Source organism: Acrocarpospora macrocephala (assembly GCF_009687865.1).
Taxonomy (GTDB): Bacteria; Actinomycetota; Actinomycetes; order Streptosporangiales; family Streptosporangiaceae; genus Acrocarpospora; species Acrocarpospora macrocephala.
This window is the reverse complement of sequence record NZ_BLAE01000013.1, coordinates 11,614-27,709: the sequence shown is the minus strand read 5'-3', so window position 1 is coordinate 27,709 and position 16,096 is coordinate 11,614. Positions and strand designations below refer to the sequence as shown.

Below are 16,096 nucleotides of genomic sequence, written 5' to 3'. Positions count from 1 at the left end.
CTTTGAAGGTGATGCAATGCGTACTTCTGTCAGGTTCGTCATCACGATCACCGTCGCTCTGGCGGCCATCGCTGTCACACAGACTGCCGCGTCCGCCGCCACGGCCATCGAGTACGGACTCATCGCCGCACTCATCGCCGTCGCTTGATGGGCATACTGGGTTTCTCACCTGCGGGTTTACCGATTGCGCTGCTCTAGCACGATCGGGTTGTCAGGGGTTCTCTCGGGTCTAGGGGGGCCTGGTGTGCCCACATGGGCACACCAGTGACCTCGATTGACGGGGTTCATGTCCGAGGATCGACATCAACCCAAATCCAATGGACGTTCTCACCGAGTTTCTCGCTGGAACGATGGAGTTGGGAGATGCGTCCCGACCGCTGGATCGGTTGAGGTGTTTGTGCGTATCGGGAGGCATTTGGTCGGGAAGGCTGGCCTGGCGGGTGACCTGGCCTGAGATCATCCTCTATCGGACCGAGGACGGACACGTAGAGATCCAGTTCCGCGCGGTCGATGGGACCGTCTGGCTTTCGCAGACACAGATGGCCGAACTATTCGACTCCTCGCGATCTTGAGGGATGGCGAGGTGCCGGAGGCAACTATCAAGCAACACTTGATAGTTCGAACTGAGGGCTCGCGTGAGGTTCGGCGGCAGATTCAGGTCTATAACCTCGACGTGATCCTCGCCGTCGCTACCGGGTTCGGTCGGCGCGGGGTAGTCAGTTCCGTACGTGGCCCGTCGCACTGCCACGACTCAGTCCGCTCTGGACGATGATGAGGAAGACCTTTAGTTGGTGACGAGGATGCCCCGTCGGGGGTCGTGAAGAACTCCCGTGAATGCCGTCTGGTCTTGATCAGATTTTGATGATGACCTTGCCGGCGGGGTGGCCTTCGGCTAGGTAGCGGATTGCGGCGGGGGCGTCGGCGAGAGGGTAGGTGCGGTCTAGGACTGGGGTGACCTTGCCGGATTCGATGAGGTGGCTGAGTTCCTTCAGTTCTTGGGCGCGTTCGTGGGATGTCAGGCCCTGCAGGTTCTGGCTGGTGAACAGCGATAGCAGGGGTGCGCGCATCTGGCGGGTGTAGCCGCCGAACAGGCCGCCCGCGTCATGCCCTCCGCCGGCCAGCACCAGGGTTCCGCGGGGGGTTAGGGCGCGCCGCAGTAGTGATAGTGGGCGGCAGCCTGCGGTGTCGATGATCACGTCGTAGCGTGGGCCGTCGCGGTCGACCTCCTCGCGGGTGTAGTCGATGACTTCGTCGGCGCCCAGGGATCGCACCAGTTCTGCCTTGCTGGTGCCGCACACGCCGGTCACGCTCGCGCCGAACGCCTTGGCGATCTGCACCGCGAACGATCCGATGCCGCCGGCCGCGCCGATCACCATGACCTTCTGTCCGGCCTTGACCCGGCCGCGGACGCCTTCCAGTGCGGTCACCCCGGAGATGGGCACCGCCGCGGCCTCCTCGAACGACAGCCTGGGCGGCTTGGGTGCGAGACGCTTCCAGGAGGCGGCTGCGTATTCGGCGAATGTGCCGCTGCTGGTGGTGCCGTACACCTCATCGCCGGGTTGGAACCCCTGCACGTCGGCGCCGACCTGCGTCACCACCCCGGCGAGTGCCCGGCCGCGCACCGCCACCCTGGGCTTTGTCAGCCCGAACGCGACCCGCGCCGCGTACGGCCGGCCGGTCATGCAGATCCAGACGCCTGGGTCCACTCCGGCGGCACGTACCTGGACCAGCACCTGGTCCGCTCCGATGGACGGCTGGTCGACGTCGCGTAATTGGAGCACATCGGCCGAGCCGTACACGTCCTGGGCGATCGCCTTCATTTGGTCTCCTCCTGGGAGTTGGGGTATTGGAATACTTCTTCGAGTGGAACTTTGAACACGTGGGCGATCCGGAAGGCCATTTCGAGGGACGGTGAGTAGCGGCCCTGCTCGATCGCGATGAGGGTTTGCCGGGTCACGCCGATGCGCTCGGCCAGGTCGGCCTGGGTCATCTCGCCGTTGGCGAAGCGCAGCGCGCGGATGCGGTTGGTCACGCTGGTCGGCTTCACCACTGCGGGAGGCTCCTGCGGTACACGATGACCTTGGTGACATTGCCGAGGATCGCCGACAGCACGAAGCACAGGTAGACCACGTTCGCGATCCAGAATTGCTCCCAATCGGCGATCGCCATGAGCATCGCCGCGACGCCGCCGATCACCACGAACGACTGGCCGACGTGATCTCCCAGCCGCCCGATCTCCCGGTCTCTCTCGTCCTTCACCAGGGACGTCTGCCGATCCAGCGCGTTGACCACGATCTCGATCACGATCGCGGCGGCAATGGCCGCCCCCACGCTGCCGAGCAGGGCCGCGCCGTAGGGCGTCTCAGCCAGCGGTCGCCCGCCGGCCTGGCTCAACACCACGGCCGCATACCCGCCGTACGCGGCGACGGCCACCACCAGCCGGATCCACGCCCGTTTCTCCTCGAGTGTCATGCCTTGCCCTTCGGGATGTACAGAATCTTTGACATCCCGAAGGTAGCAAATCTTTTACTTGATGTCTAGAAAGTTTTACACCGCCTCGCGGGTGAGGACGACCTTGAGGGCGCCTGTCGTGGCCGCGTCCGCGAAGACCTCGTACGCCTTCTCCATCTCCGCCAGGGCGAAGCGGTGTGTGACGAACGCGCCAGTGTCCAGCCGGCCGGCCTCGATCATGCGCAGCAGGGTGGGCGTGGAGGAGGTGTCAACCAGCCCGGTCGTGATCGTGATGTTGCGGATCCACAGGTCTTCCAGGTGCAGCGTCGCCGGGCCGCCGTGCACGCCGATGTTGGCGACGTGCCCGCCGGGCCGTACCAGGCGGGTGCAGAGTTCGAAGGTGTCCGCGACGCCGACCGCCTCGATGGCCACGTCCGCGCCGAGGCCGCCGGTGAGCGCGGCGACGGTCTCCTGGGCCTGCGCCGGTTCGGTGACGGCGTCGGCGCCGAAGCGGGACGCCGCGTCCAGGCGCGGCCGGGCGAGGTCGATCGCGACGATGTGCCCGGGGGTCAACAGCCGGGCCGCGGTGATGGCGGCCAGCCCGATGGGCCCGGCGCCGACGACGGCGACGGTGTCGCCCGGCTGGACGCGCCCGTTGAGCACGCCCACCTCGTACGACGTCGGCAGGATGTCGGCGAGCATGAGCACGCTCTCGTCGGCGACGCCGTCCGGCACCAGGTACGTGGAGGTGTCGGCGAACGGGACGCGGACGTACTCGGCCTGGGTGCCGTCGATCCGGTGCCCCAGGATCCACCCGCCGCCGCCGAGGCACTGGCCGTACATGCCGGACCGGCAGTAGCGGCAGCGCCCGCACGCGGTGACGCACGAGACGAGCACGCGGTCGCCCGGCTGGCGCGTGGTGACGCCGGATCCGGTCTCGACGATCGTGCCGACCGCTTCGTGGCCGAGGATCCTGCCTTGATCGACGGTGGGCACGTCGCCCTTGAGGATGTGCAGGTCGGTGCCGCAGATGGTCACCGCGTCCACCCGGACGACGGCGTCGCCCGGATCGACGACCTCCGGCATCGGCATGTCACGCCATGATCGGTTGCCGGGACCTTGGTACACGAGAGCCTTCATCTTCTGCTCCTTTCGTCACCTCCACGCTGGACTTGGGGTGACGGGTCGGTCAGGGCCCTTGGTCCTCTCGATCGCCGCCGAAAGTTGGCGCCACCCGCGGAAGGACCAAGGTCCTGTCCGGACGGGTCTCCCGGCTCTATAGCCCACCACCTCGGATGATCGACGCTTCGGGGAGTTCCCTATGACCTGGAGTCCCCGATGGACGTCTTGGACTTGTCGCGGTGGCAGTTCGGCATCACGACCGTCTACCACTTCCTGTTCGTCCCGCTCACGATCGGGCTCTCGCTCATCGTGGCGGGCATGCAGACCGCCTGGTACCGCACCGAGAACCCCGCCTACCTGCGCATGACCCGCTTCTGGGGCAAGCTGTTCCTGATCAACTTCGCGATGGGCGTGGTCACGGGCATCGTGCAGGAGTTCCAGTTCGGGATGAACTGGAGTGCGTACTCGCGTTTCGTGGGTGATGTCTTCGGGGCGCCGCTGGCCATGGAGGGGCTGATCGCCTTCTTCATGGAGTCCACGTTCCTCGGCTTGTGGATCTTCGGCTGGGACAAGCTGCCACGGAAGATCCATCTGGCGACGATCTGGCTGGCGTCGATCGGCACGGCCGTCTCGGCGTACTTCATTCTGGCCGCCAACTCCTGGATGCAGCACCCGGTCGGCTACCGGCTCAACCCCGTCAGCGGGCGGGCCGAGCTGACCGACATCTGGGCGGTGCTCACCAATTCCACCACCCTGGCCACCTTCCCGCACGTGATCTTCGGCGCGTTCGTCACCGCGGGCGCGTTCGTCGCCGGCGTCAGTGCCTGGCAGCTCGCCAGGAAGCGCGACGTCGCTTTGTTCCGTACGTCCGGACGGGTGGCCATGGTCGTCAGCCTCGTCGCGGCCGTGGGCGTGGCATTGTCCGGGCACTGGCAGGCCCAGATCATGACCGAGCAGCAGCCGATGAAGATGGCCGCCGCCGAAGCCCTGTGGGAGGACGAGACGTCCGCCGGCTTCTCCCTGTTCGCCATCGGCGACGTCGAGAACGGGCGCAACAGCGTGAACCTCCAGGTGCCCAACGGGCTGAGCCTGCTGGCCACCAACAGCCTTGACGGCGAAGTCGAGGGCATCAACGACGTGCAAGCCCGCTACCAGGCCCAGTACGGCCCCGGCGACTACCGGCCGGTCATCGGCCTGGCCTACTGGTCGTTCCGCCTCATGATCGGCTTCGGCGCGCTGGCCGGGCTGCTGGCGCTGGCCGGACTGTGGCTCACCCGGCGCGGGCGGCTGCCCGAGAGCCGCTGGTTCACCCGGATCGCCGTCCTGGGCATCGCCCTGCCGTTCCTCGCCAACTCGCTCGGCTGGATCTTCACCGAGATGGGCCGTCAGCCGTGGACCGTCTTCGGGATCATGCGCACCGCCGCCGCCGTCTCCCCGGGAGCCGACGTCGCCGAGGTCGCCCTCACCCTCGTCGGCTTCACCCTCGTGTACGCCGTGCTGGCGGCCGTCGAAGTCCGGCTGCTGCTCAAGTTCATCCGCATGGGCCCTGACCCTGAGTCCGCCCCGGCCGAGCCGATTCCCGCCCTCTCGTACTGAAGGTCTCCATGGAACTCACCACTGTCTGGTTCGCGCTCATCGCGGTCCTGTGGACCGGCTACTTCGTCCTGGAGGGCTTCGACTTCGGCGTCGGCGTGCTGCTGCCGTTCGTCGCCCGCGACGAATCCGACCGGCGCCTTGTCGTCGCCTCGATCGGGCCCGTCTGGGACGGCAACGAGGTGTGGCTGCTGGTCGCCGGCGGCGCCACGTTCGCCGCCTTCCCCGAGTGGTATGCCACCCTGTTCAGCGGCTTCTACCTGCCGCTGTTCCTCATCCTGCTGGCGCTGATCGCCCGGGGGATCGCCCTGGAGTACCGCAACAAGAGCGACAGCACGCGCGGCTGGGACCGCACCTTCTTCTGGGGTTCCCTCGCGCCCGCGTTCCTGTGGGGCGTGGCCTTCGCCAACATCGTCCAGGGCGTGCCCCTCGACGCCGCGCACGAGTTCACGGGCAGCCTGTTCACCCTGCTCAATCCGTACGCCCTGCTCGGTGGCGCGGCCACGCTGACGCTGTTCACCTTCCACGGCGCGGTCTTCCTCGCCCTGCGCACGCAGGGCGAGCTGCGCGCGACCGCCATCCGGCTGGGCCGCCAGATCGGCCTGCTCGCCCTGCTGATCGGCGGCGCGTTCCTGCTGCTCACCCAGCTCGACAAGGGCAAGCCCCTCACCTGGCCGATTGCCGCGATCGCCGCCGCCGGCATCGCGGGCGCCCTGATCGCCCTGGGCCGCGACCGCGACGGCTGGGCGTTCGCCGCCAACGCGCTGGCCATCGTCGCGATCACGGCGACCCTGTTCGCCAACCTGTGGCCGAACGTCATGCCGGCCCTGGACCCCGCCAACAGCCTGACCGTGGACAACGCCAGCTCCACGCCGTACACGCTGACGGTCATGACCTGGGTGGCCGCCATTTTCACGCCCGTAGTCCTGCTCTACCAGGGCTGGACCTACTGGGTGTTCCGCAAACGACTGACATTGGACTGAACCCATGATCCGATCGCTGCTGTACTCGCTGAAACGGCGGATGTACCCCGCGAACCGCCCCGGCCGCCTGGCCCGGGCGATGAACCGGATGGACGCCCGCCAGTTCGGCGCGGGCCTGCTGTCTCCCCGCCGCGCCGTCACCCTGGAGGTCCGCGGCCGCACCAGCGGGCGCCTCGTCTCCGTCCCGGTGGTGGTGGCCGACTACGAGGGCGAGCGCTACCTGGTGTCGATGCTCGGCGAGGACGCGAACTGGGTCCGCAATGTCCGGGCCGCCGGCGGCCGCGCGGTCCTACGACGGGGTACGGCAGAGCACGTGACCCTGGAGGAGGTGGAGATCGGAGCACGGGCACCGATAATCCGCCGATATCTGGCGCTGGCCCCAGGCGCACGCCCCCACATCCCCGCGGAGAAAACCGCGCCACTCGCCTCCTTCGCCGCCGTGGCCGCAAGCCACCCCGTCTTCCGGATAACACCGGCCAGATGAAGGCGTGCGGCGGTTCAGTCGGATTTCAGGTCTCGGTGGCCGAATCCGGCGACACCAGCGGCGATCAAGACGCCGGTGGTGAGGCAGAGCCACACGAACGGCGTCGCGGTCGCCGTTCCGCCCGGGAGCGCGGGCACGTGCGCGAACGGGGAGAACCGGCGGATGGTCTCGTCGATCTGGAGCAGCTCCCCGAGCTGGCCGAGCAGGAAGAAGGCGACCAGGAACGCCCACGCGACGGCGGTCATGCGAGGCAGGAGCCCGAACAGCAGGACGGTGATACCGGCCAGCACCCACACGGCGGGGACCTGGGCGAGCGCGGCGCCGGCGATGCGCGTCGCCTGCGTCGCGGGTTCGCCGATGCGCAGCCCGTGGGCGAGACCGGCGGCCAGCCCGGCGATGAGGAGGATCAGCGCCGATCCGGCCAAGGCGCAGGCCACGTGGCCGGCGAGCCAGCGCCAGCGCGGCACCGAGGCGGCCAGCACCGGTTCGGCGCGCCCGATCGTCTCCTCCGCGCGTGGCCGCGAGGCCGCTTGCACGGCGTAGCCGCTGGCCACCAGGGCGAACAGGCCCAGTTGGGTGGCGAAGAAGGTGTCGACCAGGACGCCCGCTCCGCCGATCCTGGCGAGCATGTCGGCGATCTGGGGGATGTCTCCGACGATGTCTCCCACGCTGGCCGCCAGCGCACCGAACACCCCGCCGACCACGGCGAACCCGGCGGCCCAGCCGAACAGCATGCCCCGCTGCAGCCGCCAGGCGAGCGCGAGTGGCGACCTCAGGGACGCGGACGCGGCGGCGGGTCCTCGGCGGGCCGCCAGCAATCCCGCGCCGATGTCGCGCCGCCGCGCCAGCAGGTCGGCCCCCGCCACCAAGAGGACGGCGACGGCGGCGAACACGGCCAGCAGCCACCAGCGTTCATCGGCGAAGGCCCGGATCCGCTGCGCCCAGCCCAGCGGCGACAGCCAGGACACGGCCTCGGCCCCGGACGCGTCCCCGGCCGAGCGGAGCAGGAAGAACAGGCCCAGGACGGCGACGGCGAGGGCATTGGCGGTGCGGGCGTTCGCGGTGAGCTGCGCGGTCACCGCCGCGATCCCGGTGAAGACCAAGCCCATGCCCGCCACGGCCCCGGCGAAGGCGATCGATCCGGCCAGCGGCAGCCCCTGCCCGGCGAGGCCCGCCACCAACAGCAGCGCGGCGAGGAGGTTGGCCAGGCCGGTGACGATCACGGCGGCGGCGGGAAGCGCGTACCGGCCGACCGGCGCGGCGCCGATGAGTTCGGCCCGCCCGCTCTCCTCCTCGGCGCGGGTGTGCCGGGTCACCAGCATGATGCTCATGAGACCGGCCAGCACCGCGGCGAAGGTGGTGGCCCGCCAAGCCGTCAACCCGCCGACCGAGGCGGGATCGAAAATGGGCCCGGTGAGGGCCTGGAGCGCGGGGTTGGCCATCATGGTGGCGCCCAGCGCCAGGCGCTGCCCGACGTCGGGGTAGAGCTCGGCGATGGCGGAGGCGATCGCGACCGGGATGGCGACGATCACCAGGATCCAGACCGGCAGCAGCAGGCGGTCGCGGCGCAGCGCGAGCCGGACGAGCACGCCGGTTCCGATCATGACGCGCTCACCTGGTAGTGGCGCAGGAACAGCTGCTCCAGCGTCGGCGGCTGGCAGATAAGGCTGCGCAGGCCCGCCTGGCTGATCAGCCGCATGACGCCGTCGAGGTGCTCGGCGTCGACCTCGAAGCTCACCTGGTTGCCGTTGACGGCGAGGTCGTGCACGCCGGGCCGGCCGGCGAGGGAGGCGGGAAGTTCGGCCAGCTCGGCGGTGATCGAGGTGCGGGTCAGGTGCCTCAGCTGTGTCAATGTCCCGGTCTCCACAGCGCGTCCGGCCCGGATGATGGTGACGCGGTCGCAGAGGGCTTCGACCTCGGTGAGGATGTGGCTGGACAGCAGCACGGTACGACCGGCGGCGCGCTCCTCGGCGACGCATTCGCGGAACGCGGCCTCCATGAGCGGGTCCAGGCCCGCGGTGGGTTCGTCGAGCAGCAGCAGTTCGACATCGGCGGACAGGGCCGCGATCAGCGCGACTTTCTGCCGGTTGCCTTTGGAGTACGCGCGGCCCTTCTTGGTCGGGTCGAAGTCGAAGCGGTCGATCAAGGTGGCGCGTCGCCGTGGATCTATCCCGCCGCGTAACCGGGCGAGCAGGTCGATGGCCTCGCCGCCGGACAGGGTCGGCCAGAGCGTCACGTCGCCGGGAACGTAGGCGAGCCGCCGGTGCAGGGCGACCGCGTCCCGCCACGGGTCGGAGCCGAGGATCTCGGCATGGCCGGAGTCGCCGCGCAGGAGCCCCAGCAGGACGCGAAGGGCGGTGGTCTTCCCGGCGCCGTTGGGGCCGAGGAAGCCGTGCACCTCACCGGTCCGTACGTCCAGATCGAGACCGTCGAGGGCGGGAACGTGGCCGAACCGCTTGGTGAGGCCGTTGATGAGCACGGCGAACTCTGACGACATGGGAGGCTCCCGAAGCCGATCGGATAGGACATTTGCCGACCAGGCTTCCCGGCGCACCGCCGTTGACGTTACTCCTCGCGGGTGGGCGGCACCAGATCTCGCCGAGCCGACCGCCGTCTGGAGATTGAGCCGGAATCTCAGGTTCTTGCCAAGAAGCATCCCTATCGTCCTGCGCGCTAGGTTTCGCACACACGAAAGGGTTAACCCATGCGGCGACGCACCCTCATTCCCGCTGCCCTGGGCGCGACTCTGATCGGCGCGACGCTGATCAGCGCCTCTCCCGCCTCCGCCACCACCGGCGGCACCTGCGAAAAGGCCGCCTGGATCGGCCAGGTTCAAGGCAGACCGGCCGGTCTTGGCATCCACTCCCGCAGCGGCGACTACTTCTGGCACGACAAGTACGGTTTCCACCTGCGCGTCACCCAGAAGCGCAGCAAGCCCCAGACCTACTCGGGGACGATCACCTCGAACACCCCGATCGTCGGCTTCAAGTGGGTCAAGCTCGAGAAGCAGGACAAGGTAGAGCTGTCGGCCGACAAGCTCACGATCACCTTCACGGTCGTGAACCACGGCCTGATCGACGGCTTCAACTTCAAGACCTCCTGCGCCGACACCCTCACGGTCTCCGACCTGAAGATCAACGGCAACGCGCTGCCGACCGGCAAGGTCTACCTGGGCAAGTACCGCCAGCACCCGGCATCGATTCCGTTCACGGTGCACCGTAAGGCCTAATATGCCAGGCCCGGCCGTGGTCCCCGTATGATGCCGGGCCACGGCCGGAGGAGGAAAGCAGATGGGCGCACACCGGATCCTGGTGGTGGACGACGACCCGGCGATCCTGCGGGTGCTGCGGCGCGGGCTGACCCTGGAGGGTTTCAGCGTGGAGGCCGCCGGCACAGGCCATGCCGCACTGGAGATAGCCGATCAGGTCGACGCCATCGTCCTGGATGTGTCGATGCCCCGCATGTCGGGCATCGAGGTGTGCGCCGAACTGCGTCGGCGCGGTTCCGAGGTGCCGATTCTGATGTTGTCGGCCCTGGACGAGGTGGCCGACCGCGTGGCCGGTCTGTCGGCTGGGGCCGACGACTACATGGTCAAGCCCTTCGACCTGACCGAGCTGGCGTTACGGCTTCGGGCTCTGCTGCGCAGGTCTGGCGCGACGAGCGCGGGGGCTGCGGGCTCGGCCGTACGGGTCGGCGATCTGGTCCTGGACACGGCCGGTCGCGACGTCGTCATCGGTGGCCGGTCGCTGACCCTGACCAGGCGCGAGTTCGATCTGCTCGAAGTGCTGGCCAGGAACGCCGGAATCGTCCTGTCCCGCGAGGTCCTGCTGGAACGTGTCTGGGGTTACGACTTCGCGGTCACTCACAACGCGGTCGAGACGTTCATCGGCTACCTGCGCCGCAAGCTGGAGGCCGCCGGCGAGCCACGCATCCTGGAGACGGTCAGGGGAGTGGGTTACGTCCTGCGGGGCCGTCCGTCATGAGGTTGTCGACCCGGTTCGCGTTGTGCCTGGCCGTCATGGTTCCGTTGCTGGTCGGCCTGTCGGGCCTGCTGATCATCCGCCTGTCGATCGACGATCTGCGTGCCGAACGCGATCTGCGGCTGGCGCAGCGGATGCAGTCCCTCCAACCCCTCGCTTTGACGTACGCCCAGCGCGAGGCCGCCCCCGCGCGAGCGGCCAGGATTCGCGTCACGCCGACAGCCATTGGCGAGGAAGGCGTCTATGTGGCCCCTGCCAGGGGCACTCCGCTGATCATGGGTACCGTTCCGGCGTCCTTGCCCACGCCGGTGCCCGGCCCCGTGACCTCGCCGGACGGCGCCTGGCGGTACGTGAGCACCCCCTTGGGCGTCAACGGCAGGCGGGGTCGGCTTTGGGTCTTCGAACAGGAGGCCCCGCTGACCGGCCGAATCTCCCATATGTACCGCCAGCACCTGATCGTGACGCTGATCGCCCTGGCGGTTGGCGCGACTACGGGCCTGGCCCTTGGCCGTTTCGCGCTGCGCCCGCTCACGCGCCTGACGAAGGACGCGGCGGCCGTGGACGTACGTGCCGGGGAAGGCCGCCTGACCCGCAACTCACGAGTGCCGGAGATCGATGAGCTGGCGGGCCTGGTGAACGGGCTCCTGGACCGCCGCGACAGGGCCGTTCACCGTACCGCCGAGGCACTGGAGACGGCCCGCGCCTTTGCCGCGACCGCGGCCCACGAACTGCGCACGCCCTTGACGAGTATGGGCGCCAATATCGCCCTGCTGGGTTATCCCAACCTGCCGCCGGAGGATCGCGGGGAGGTCATCCGTGACCTGGCCGGGGAGCAGGCCCGCGTGGAACGCCTGATCACGATGTTGAGGCAGCTGGCCAGGGGCGAGTTGATGGAGCCCGACTCCCTGAAGGAGGTCGACCTGGCGGCCCTGAGCGGGGTGGCCGTGGACGAGGCCGCTCGCCGCCACCCCCACGCGCGGATCGTCGCGCACCTTCCCGAGCATGCGATCGTCCGGGGCTGGGCCGAGGGCCTGCGCATGATCGTCGACAACCTCCTGGACAACGCGGCTGTTCACGGTGTCGGCCCTCGGGGCACTGTGCGGATCGACCTGACGGTGAAGGTGGAGGGCACCTTCGCGCTCCTGCGCGTGGCGGACGACGGTCCTGGCATGCCGTCGGAACTCCACCAGGAGGCCTTCAACCGCTTCAGCCGCCGCGTCGGCAGCCCCGGATCGGGTCTGGGCCTGACCTTGATCCACCAGCAGGTCGTCCTGCACGGCGGCAAAGTAGAGATCGAACCTCCCGGCACGGGTTTGTCGGTGTTGGTGCAACTCCCCATCTCGTGGCGCCCGGACGGCCCCAGCGATGGTCTGTCCTGGTTGTCGGCACATCAGAAACTCTGAGCGTCACAAACGGCGGAGGCAGGTGGTGCCGGGGTACCAGTCGATGCTGGACAGGGTGTCCGTCGTGCCTGATGGGCAATTCTGCGCGCTGACGCTTCCCACGACCTTGGCCCAGGCGCTCTTGGAGCGGCAGCCGACCTCGTCGAGGCCCCCTATGACGTTCCGCCACCCGGGCACGCCGCCGGCGAAGCTCGCCGGTTTGCGGACGCAGATGCCCTTGGCGTACTGCGCGCCCGGGGTTTCGACGTCGTAGCCCCCGGTGGTGCAGATGACGGGTTTGGTCGGGTGGTCGCGACGGTTGGTGTAGTGATTGTCGAGGAAACCGTCGGCGTCCTTGCACTGGGACTTCTTCTTGTAGAAGTTCCAGATCTTGCCGGGGCCGTACCGGTCGTGGCAGGGGCGTTCCTGGGGATCGGTGTCCTTGGTGTCGGACGGCTCGGCGATGTAGACGCAGTCGCCCGGGCGCAGGATGCCGCCGCCCTTACCCGGATCGCCCGGATGCGGCGCGGCGAGGTTGCGTACGCAGGCGGTCCGCCCGGTGGGCACCTCCGGGCCGTGCCGCAGCCCGTCGGTCTCCGCGGGGCATTGGGCGGTCACGGCGATGATCCGCGACTTCGCCTGGGCATCCTCGCAGGGCACGACGGAGACGACACCGGGCGAGGAGTTCACGGTATAGGCCGCGTTCAGGCACTGTCCCTTGGCCCAGGTTTGTACGGCAGGCGACGCGACCGGTGTCTGAGCGGACGGTGACACGGGCGAGGGCGTCGAGACCGCGCCTGCGGGGGAGACTCGATCATCCTCCCCACCGTTGACGATCATTACCACGATCACCGTGACGAGCACGGCGATGATCGCTGTCAGCACCGCGATCAACCGGCGATTCGCCATTCAGCGCCCCCTTGGCCGACACCTGACCGAGCCAGTCAGATGATCGGTAGATCAAGTGTTGACCAGACAGCGCGAACCGGCAACGGCCGCTACGCCTTGCGCTGGGATTCGGCCAGTAAGGCGAGGTAGCCGTCGGAGACGATGCGTTTGGCCCGCGCCGCATAGGACTCAGGGTCGTCTGGGGCGATCGTGCCCAGCCCGTCGACGTACCGGTTGAACATGCAGAACGCCGCCGCGATCAGGACGGTGTCGTGGATCTCCACATCAGTCGCGCCCGCGTCGTGCGCGGCTGTGATGAGCCGGTCCGTAACCCGCAGCCCGCTCTGCTGTACGGCCGCCGCGATGCCCAGCAGCGCCCGCAGCTTGGGCGAGATCGGCGCGCCGCCCACGTCCGCCCGGACCTGCTCGACCAGCTCCATCCCACCCTCCAGCTGCGCCGCCGCGTACGCCGCGTGCGAGGAGAAGCAGTAACGGCACTCGTTCAGCGCCGACACGTACGCCGCGATCAGCTCACGTTCCCCGCGCGTCAACGTGTTGTCCGCGCGCAGCAACGCCTCGACCAGCTCGTTCAACGGCCGAGCCATCTCCGGACGGAACCTGAAAAGTCCCCGGATTCCCGGCTCATCAGACACCAGGGTGATGTGCGGCATGGGCTGTGCCTCCCTCGGCTCGCGAACATTCCGAACGCAGAATTCGCGACCACCTCCACCCCGTCAACATTTTTCGCCGTATAGAGCAACAAGTCGTAACTGCAGCGGGCCGGAGCATGTGGGCGGCGGAGCCTGAGGCGGTCACGCCGACCAAGGTGGGACCTTGGTCGGCGTGTCACCCGCACTAGATGCTGTAGCGGCTCTTGAGGTGCCGCCACCAGTCACGCAGCATCCACCCGTCGAACTCGGTGATCTGCGATGCCGAGCCCGCCTTCATGATGAAGCCCCCCACCCCGGTCGGGGTCCAGTCGTAGAAGTCGTCGAGCCCGTACCCATGTCCTATCTCATGTAACAGGATGTGGATGTTGGCCGAGCCGAGCGCGCCGACGAAGTATTCGCTGCCGATCCGCTGACCCCAGTCGCCTCCCGCGCCACCGCTCATCCCGGCCGTCAGCCAGAGCGACATGTCATAGTGATGACTCGCCCCGCCCGGGCAGCCCGAGTAGTTGCCGTCCTGGTGGAAGAAGCGCCCGCAGGGCGGCGCGCACTGCGGAGCGTTCTCGTTGATGTCGTTGACGTAGATGTCGACAGAGTTGTCCGTCCACTGCAGCTGCGCCCTGTTCCGTACCGCCCAGCCCACCACCTTCACGTTGACCGTCGGGTACGGCCAGCCGTTCCAGCCCGCGAGCTGGTCGACCCACTTCTGGAACATGCGGGCCAGGTTGGCGTGGATCTGGTCGCGCAGCGCCGCGGTCACCGTCGCGCCGGAGTCCCATCGGACGCAGTAGTTGATGTTGCCTCGCCCGGCCATGATCTGGTCCCAGATGTAGTTCCTGAAGCCGTACAAATTCGGGTAAGTGGACTCGACGTGGCTCCACACCTGGTTGAGCGGCTGGACCAGGTTGCTCGGCGGGTTCCACACGTTCCCGGTAGGCGGGGGAGTCGGCGTCGGGGTCGGGGTCGGGGTGGCAGTGGGAGTCGAGCCGGTGCAGGTCACCCCGTTGACCGTGAACGACGAGGGCTTCGGGTTGGAGCCGGTCCAGGTGCCGCCGAAGCCGAGGGAGGTGGACGCGCCGGTCCCGAGGGCGGCGTTCCAGTCCAGGTTGGTCGCGGTGACGTTGGCGCCCGACTGCGACCAGTTCGCCGACCAGCCCTGAGTCAACGTCTGCCCGGCCGAGAACGTGAACCTCAGCGTCCAGCCGTTCCACGCGTCACCCAGGTTCTTGACGGTCACGCTGGCCGTGAAGCCGCCGTTCCAGTCGTTGGTCGTGTACGTGACGCCGCACGCGACCGCGGCCGCTGCCGACGTGGCCGTGGCGACCACGGTGGTCGCGGCCAGCATCAAGATCGCCAGAATCCATCTCATGCCTGAAAAGGTATGAGCGTGGAGTATGTTCGTACAGTCAACCAACTAGTCCATGACCTGGGGCCTGGGCTTACGCTAAAGGTTTTCTGTAACTTTCATACCGCCCTTCGCGAGGCCAGGCGGTGGTCGAGCGTGGCGATGGCGGTCAGCACGACCACGACGGCGGTCATGGCGGCCCAGCCGCATGCTTCACTCGTGGACGACCACCATCTTGCCTCTGGCCGTACCGGCCTCCATGACGCGATGGGCCTCGCGGATCTCTTCGAAGCCGAACACGCGCGACGGCTTGGCCCGCAGGTGGCCGGCCGCCGCCCGTTCGGCGATCGCCTGGAGTGGTACGTCGGACAGTGGGAAGCCGGGAGTGCCGAAGACGAAACTGGCGAAGAAAGTGAGATAGACGCCGCTCGCCATCTGCGCCAGCGGGTTGAAGTCGGGGATCGGGTCGAGGCCGCCGAGCCAGCCGGCCAGGCAGGCGCGCCCGCCCCGGCGTAGCATCGCCAGCGAGTCGAGGATGGTGCTGTTCCCGATCAGGTCGAGCACGGCGTCGAGTTGCTTGGCCTCAGGGATTCGCAGAGAGAGCGCCGGCCCTTCCACCTCGCCGCGTTCCGCGCCGAGGTCTTCCAGCAGGCCGAAGCGGGTACGGTCGCGGGTGGTGGCGATGACCCGCGCCCCGGCGTCGACCGCGAGGCCGATCGCGGCCTGCCCGAAGGAGGAGGTGCCGCCCCTGACGAGCAGCGTCTGTCCCTCGGTGATCTGCAGGTTGCGGAACAGGCACGTCCAGGCGGTGGCGTACGTCTCCGGGATGGTGGCCAGCTCGGCCCACGGCAGGTCGGAATCGATGAGTGCCACGTTCGAGGCCGGGGCCCGGGTGTATTCGGCGTAACTGCCGTTGATCGTACGCCCGAGACCGCCCATCAGCGCGGCAACCTTGGCGCCCACGGGAAACTCCCCACCGGGACAGGCATGCACGAGGCCAACGCACTCGATGCCGCTCACCGGCGCCGCCTCGACCCACTCTCCTCTGCGCATGTGCATCTCGGCATGGTTGAGGCCAAAGGCCTTGATCTTGATGACGACCTGTCCGGCTACGGGCTCAGGTTCCGGCAACTCCCGATACACCAAGCACTCAGGTCCCCCGAATCTCTCGATAACGATGGCACGCATGTCGGCCCTCCC

The 16,096-nt window shown here is 68.2% G+C and carries 17 protein-coding genes; 7 read left to right on the top strand and 10 right to left on the bottom strand.

Annotation, left to right across the window (positions count from 1 at the left end; all coding sequences use genetic code 11):
• Positions 1-16 precede the first annotated feature (16 nt).
• Entirely contained in the window at positions 17-148 is a 132-nt protein-coding gene (locus Amac_RS57290; RefSeq protein ID WP_281356276.1) for a hypothetical protein, read from the top strand.
• Positions 149-851: 703 nt separating this feature from the next.
• On the opposite strand, the gene Amac_RS12655 is transcribed toward Amac_RS57290, so the two are convergent.
• The 4 genes from Amac_RS12655 to Amac_RS12640 form a co-directional block, all read right to left on the bottom strand.
• A complete protein-coding gene (locus Amac_RS12655; protein WP_155354544.1) occupies positions 852-1,820 on the bottom strand; it encodes an NAD(P)-dependent alcohol dehydrogenase in 969 nt (322 codons plus the stop codon).
• The gene (locus Amac_RS12650) at positions 1,817-2,050 is read right to left on the bottom strand and encodes a helix-turn-helix transcriptional regulator (protein ID WP_155354543.1); all 234 of its coding nucleotides are present in this window, start codon (positions 2,048-2,050) and stop codon (positions 1,817-1,819) included. The genes Amac_RS12655 and Amac_RS12650 overlap by 4 nt, the downstream gene beginning before the upstream one ends.
• Entirely contained in the window at positions 2,044-2,472 is a 429-nt protein-coding gene (locus Amac_RS12645; protein ID WP_155354542.1) for a hypothetical protein, read from the bottom strand. The genes Amac_RS12650 and Amac_RS12645 overlap by 7 nt, the downstream gene beginning before the upstream one ends.
• Before the next feature lie 75 nt (positions 2,473-2,547).
• Positions 2,548-3,591 carry a zinc-dependent alcohol dehydrogenase family protein gene (locus tag Amac_RS12640; protein WP_155354541.1) on the bottom strand — a complete coding sequence of 348 codons (1,044 nt, stop codon included), beginning with the start codon at positions 3,589-3,591 and terminating at the stop codon, positions 2,548-2,550.
• Between the two features lie 198 nt (positions 3,592-3,789).
• On the opposite strand from Amac_RS12640, the gene Amac_RS12635 reads away from it, so the two are divergent.
• The 3 genes from Amac_RS12635 to Amac_RS12625 are packed head-to-tail and all read left to right on the top strand — an operon-like array spanning position 3,790 to position 6,633.
• Complete coding sequence (locus tag Amac_RS12635) at positions 3,790-5,169, top strand: cytochrome ubiquinol oxidase subunit I (protein ID WP_155354540.1); 1,380 nt, start codon at positions 3,790-3,792, stop codon at positions 5,167-5,169.
• An 8-nt stretch (positions 5,170-5,177) separates the two neighbouring features.
• Entirely contained in the window at positions 5,178-6,149 is a 972-nt protein-coding gene (cydB, locus tag Amac_RS12630) for a cytochrome d ubiquinol oxidase subunit II (protein WP_155354539.1), read from the top strand.
• A gap of 4 nt (positions 6,150-6,153) precedes the next feature.
• Entirely contained in the window at positions 6,154-6,633 is a 480-nt protein-coding gene (locus Amac_RS12625) for a nitroreductase/quinone reductase family protein (protein WP_218041041.1), read from the top strand.
• A gap of 14 nt (positions 6,634-6,647) precedes the next feature.
• Here Amac_RS12625 and Amac_RS12620 read toward each other — a convergent pair whose 3' ends face one another.
• The gene (locus Amac_RS12620) at positions 6,648-8,237 is read right to left on the bottom strand and encodes an ABC transporter permease (protein ID WP_155354538.1); all 1,590 of its coding nucleotides are present in this window, start codon (positions 8,235-8,237) and stop codon (positions 6,648-6,650) included.
• The gene (locus Amac_RS12615) at positions 8,234-9,130 is read right to left on the bottom strand and encodes an ABC transporter ATP-binding protein (protein ID WP_155354537.1); all 897 of its coding nucleotides are present in this window, start codon (positions 9,128-9,130) and stop codon (positions 8,234-8,236) included. Before Amac_RS12615 ends, Amac_RS12620 begins: the two co-directional genes overlap by 4 nt.
• Before the next feature lie 207 nt (positions 9,131-9,337).
• Here Amac_RS12615 and Amac_RS12610 point away from each other — a divergent pair, with 207 nt between their 5' ends.
• From Amac_RS12610 to Amac_RS12600, 3 genes are all read left to right on the top strand, one after another.
• Positions 9,338-9,862, top strand: a complete 525-nt coding sequence (locus tag Amac_RS12610; protein ID WP_155354536.1) for a hypothetical protein — start codon at positions 9,338-9,340, stop codon at positions 9,860-9,862.
• 61 nt (positions 9,863-9,923) lie between these two features.
• Complete coding sequence (locus tag Amac_RS12605) at positions 9,924-10,616, top strand: response regulator transcription factor (protein WP_155354535.1); 693 nt, start codon at positions 9,924-9,926, stop codon at positions 10,614-10,616.
• Positions 10,613-12,016 (top strand): sensor histidine kinase, encoded by a 1,404-nt coding sequence (locus tag Amac_RS12600; RefSeq protein WP_155354534.1) that lies wholly within the window; start codon positions 10,613-10,615, stop codon positions 12,014-12,016. Before Amac_RS12605 ends, Amac_RS12600 begins: the two co-directional genes overlap by 4 nt.
• Before the next feature lie 3 nt (positions 12,017-12,019).
• Here Amac_RS12600 and Amac_RS12595 read toward each other — a convergent pair whose 3' ends face one another.
• The 4 genes from Amac_RS12595 to Amac_RS12580 all read right to left on the bottom strand — a co-directional run bounded on the left by Amac_RS12595 (position 12,020) and on the right by Amac_RS12580 (position 16,084).
• On the bottom strand, positions 12,020-12,904 hold the full coding sequence (locus Amac_RS12595; RefSeq protein ID WP_155354533.1) for a hypothetical protein: 885 nt from the start codon (positions 12,902-12,904) through the stop codon (positions 12,020-12,022).
• Positions 12,905-12,993: 89 nt separating this feature from the next.
• A complete protein-coding gene (locus Amac_RS12590) occupies positions 12,994-13,488 on the bottom strand; it encodes a carboxymuconolactone decarboxylase family protein (RefSeq protein ID WP_246268284.1) in 495 nt (164 codons plus the stop codon).
• Between the two features lie 250 nt (positions 13,489-13,738).
• Positions 13,739-14,920, bottom strand: a complete 1,182-nt coding sequence (locus Amac_RS12585) for a cellulose-binding domain-containing protein (RefSeq protein WP_218041040.1) — start codon at positions 14,918-14,920, stop codon at positions 13,739-13,741.
• Positions 14,921-15,109: 189 nt separating this feature from the next.
• On the bottom strand, positions 15,110-16,084 hold the full coding sequence (locus tag Amac_RS12580; protein WP_155354531.1) for a zinc-binding alcohol dehydrogenase family protein: 975 nt from the start codon (positions 16,082-16,084) through the stop codon (positions 15,110-15,112).
• Positions 16,085-16,096 lie beyond the last annotated feature (12 nt).

Excerpts from the sequence above, each read along its gene's own strand:
- Amac_RS12605 (WP_155354535.1), top strand. The coding sequence starts at position 9,924 with ATGGGCGCACACCGGATCCTGGTGGTGGACGACGACCCGGCGATCCTG.
- Amac_RS12620 (WP_155354538.1), bottom strand. The coding sequence starts at position 8,237 with ATGATCGGAACCGGCGTGCTCGTCCGGCTCGCGCTGCGCCGCGACCGC.
- Amac_RS12635 (WP_155354540.1), top strand. The coding sequence starts at position 3,790 with ATGGACGTCTTGGACTTGTCGCGGTGGCAGTTCGGCATCACGACCGTC.
- Amac_RS12580 (WP_155354531.1), bottom strand. The coding sequence starts at position 16,084 with ATGCGTGCCATCGTTATCGAGAGATTCGGGGGACCTGAGTGCTTGGTG.
- Amac_RS12625 (WP_218041041.1), top strand. The coding sequence starts at position 6,154 with ATGATCCGATCGCTGCTGTACTCGCTGAAACGGCGGATGTACCCCGCG.
- Amac_RS12645 (WP_155354542.1), bottom strand. The coding sequence starts at position 2,472 with ATGACACTCGAGGAGAAACGGGCGTGGATCCGGCTGGTGGTGGCCGTC.
- Amac_RS12640 (WP_155354541.1), bottom strand. The coding sequence starts at position 3,591 with ATGAAGGCTCTCGTGTACCAAGGTCCCGGCAACCGATCATGGCGTGAC.
- Amac_RS57290 (WP_281356276.1), top strand. The coding sequence starts at position 17 with ATGCGTACTTCTGTCAGGTTCGTCATCACGATCACCGTCGCTCTGGCG.
- Amac_RS12585 (WP_218041040.1), bottom strand. The coding sequence starts at position 14,920 with ATGAGATGGATTCTGGCGATCTTGATGCTGGCCGCGACCACCGTGGTC.
- cydB (WP_155354539.1), top strand. The coding sequence starts at position 5,178 with ATGGAACTCACCACTGTCTGGTTCGCGCTCATCGCGGTCCTGTGGACC.
- Amac_RS12615 (WP_155354537.1), bottom strand. The coding sequence starts at position 9,130 with ATGTCGTCAGAGTTCGCCGTGCTCATCAACGGCCTCACCAAGCGGTTC.
- Amac_RS12610 (WP_155354536.1), top strand. The coding sequence starts at position 9,338 with ATGCGGCGACGCACCCTCATTCCCGCTGCCCTGGGCGCGACTCTGATC.
- Amac_RS12600 (WP_155354534.1), top strand. The coding sequence starts at position 10,613 with ATGAGGTTGTCGACCCGGTTCGCGTTGTGCCTGGCCGTCATGGTTCCG.
- Amac_RS12590 (WP_246268284.1), bottom strand. The coding sequence starts at position 13,488 with ATGGCTCGGCCGTTGAACGAGCTGGTCGAGGCGTTGCTGCGCGCGGAC.
- Amac_RS12655 (WP_155354544.1), bottom strand. The coding sequence starts at position 1,820 with ATGAAGGCGATCGCCCAGGACGTGTACGGCTCGGCCGATGTGCTCCAA.
- Amac_RS12595 (WP_155354533.1), bottom strand. The coding sequence starts at position 12,904 with ATGGCGAATCGCCGGTTGATCGCGGTGCTGACAGCGATCATCGCCGTG.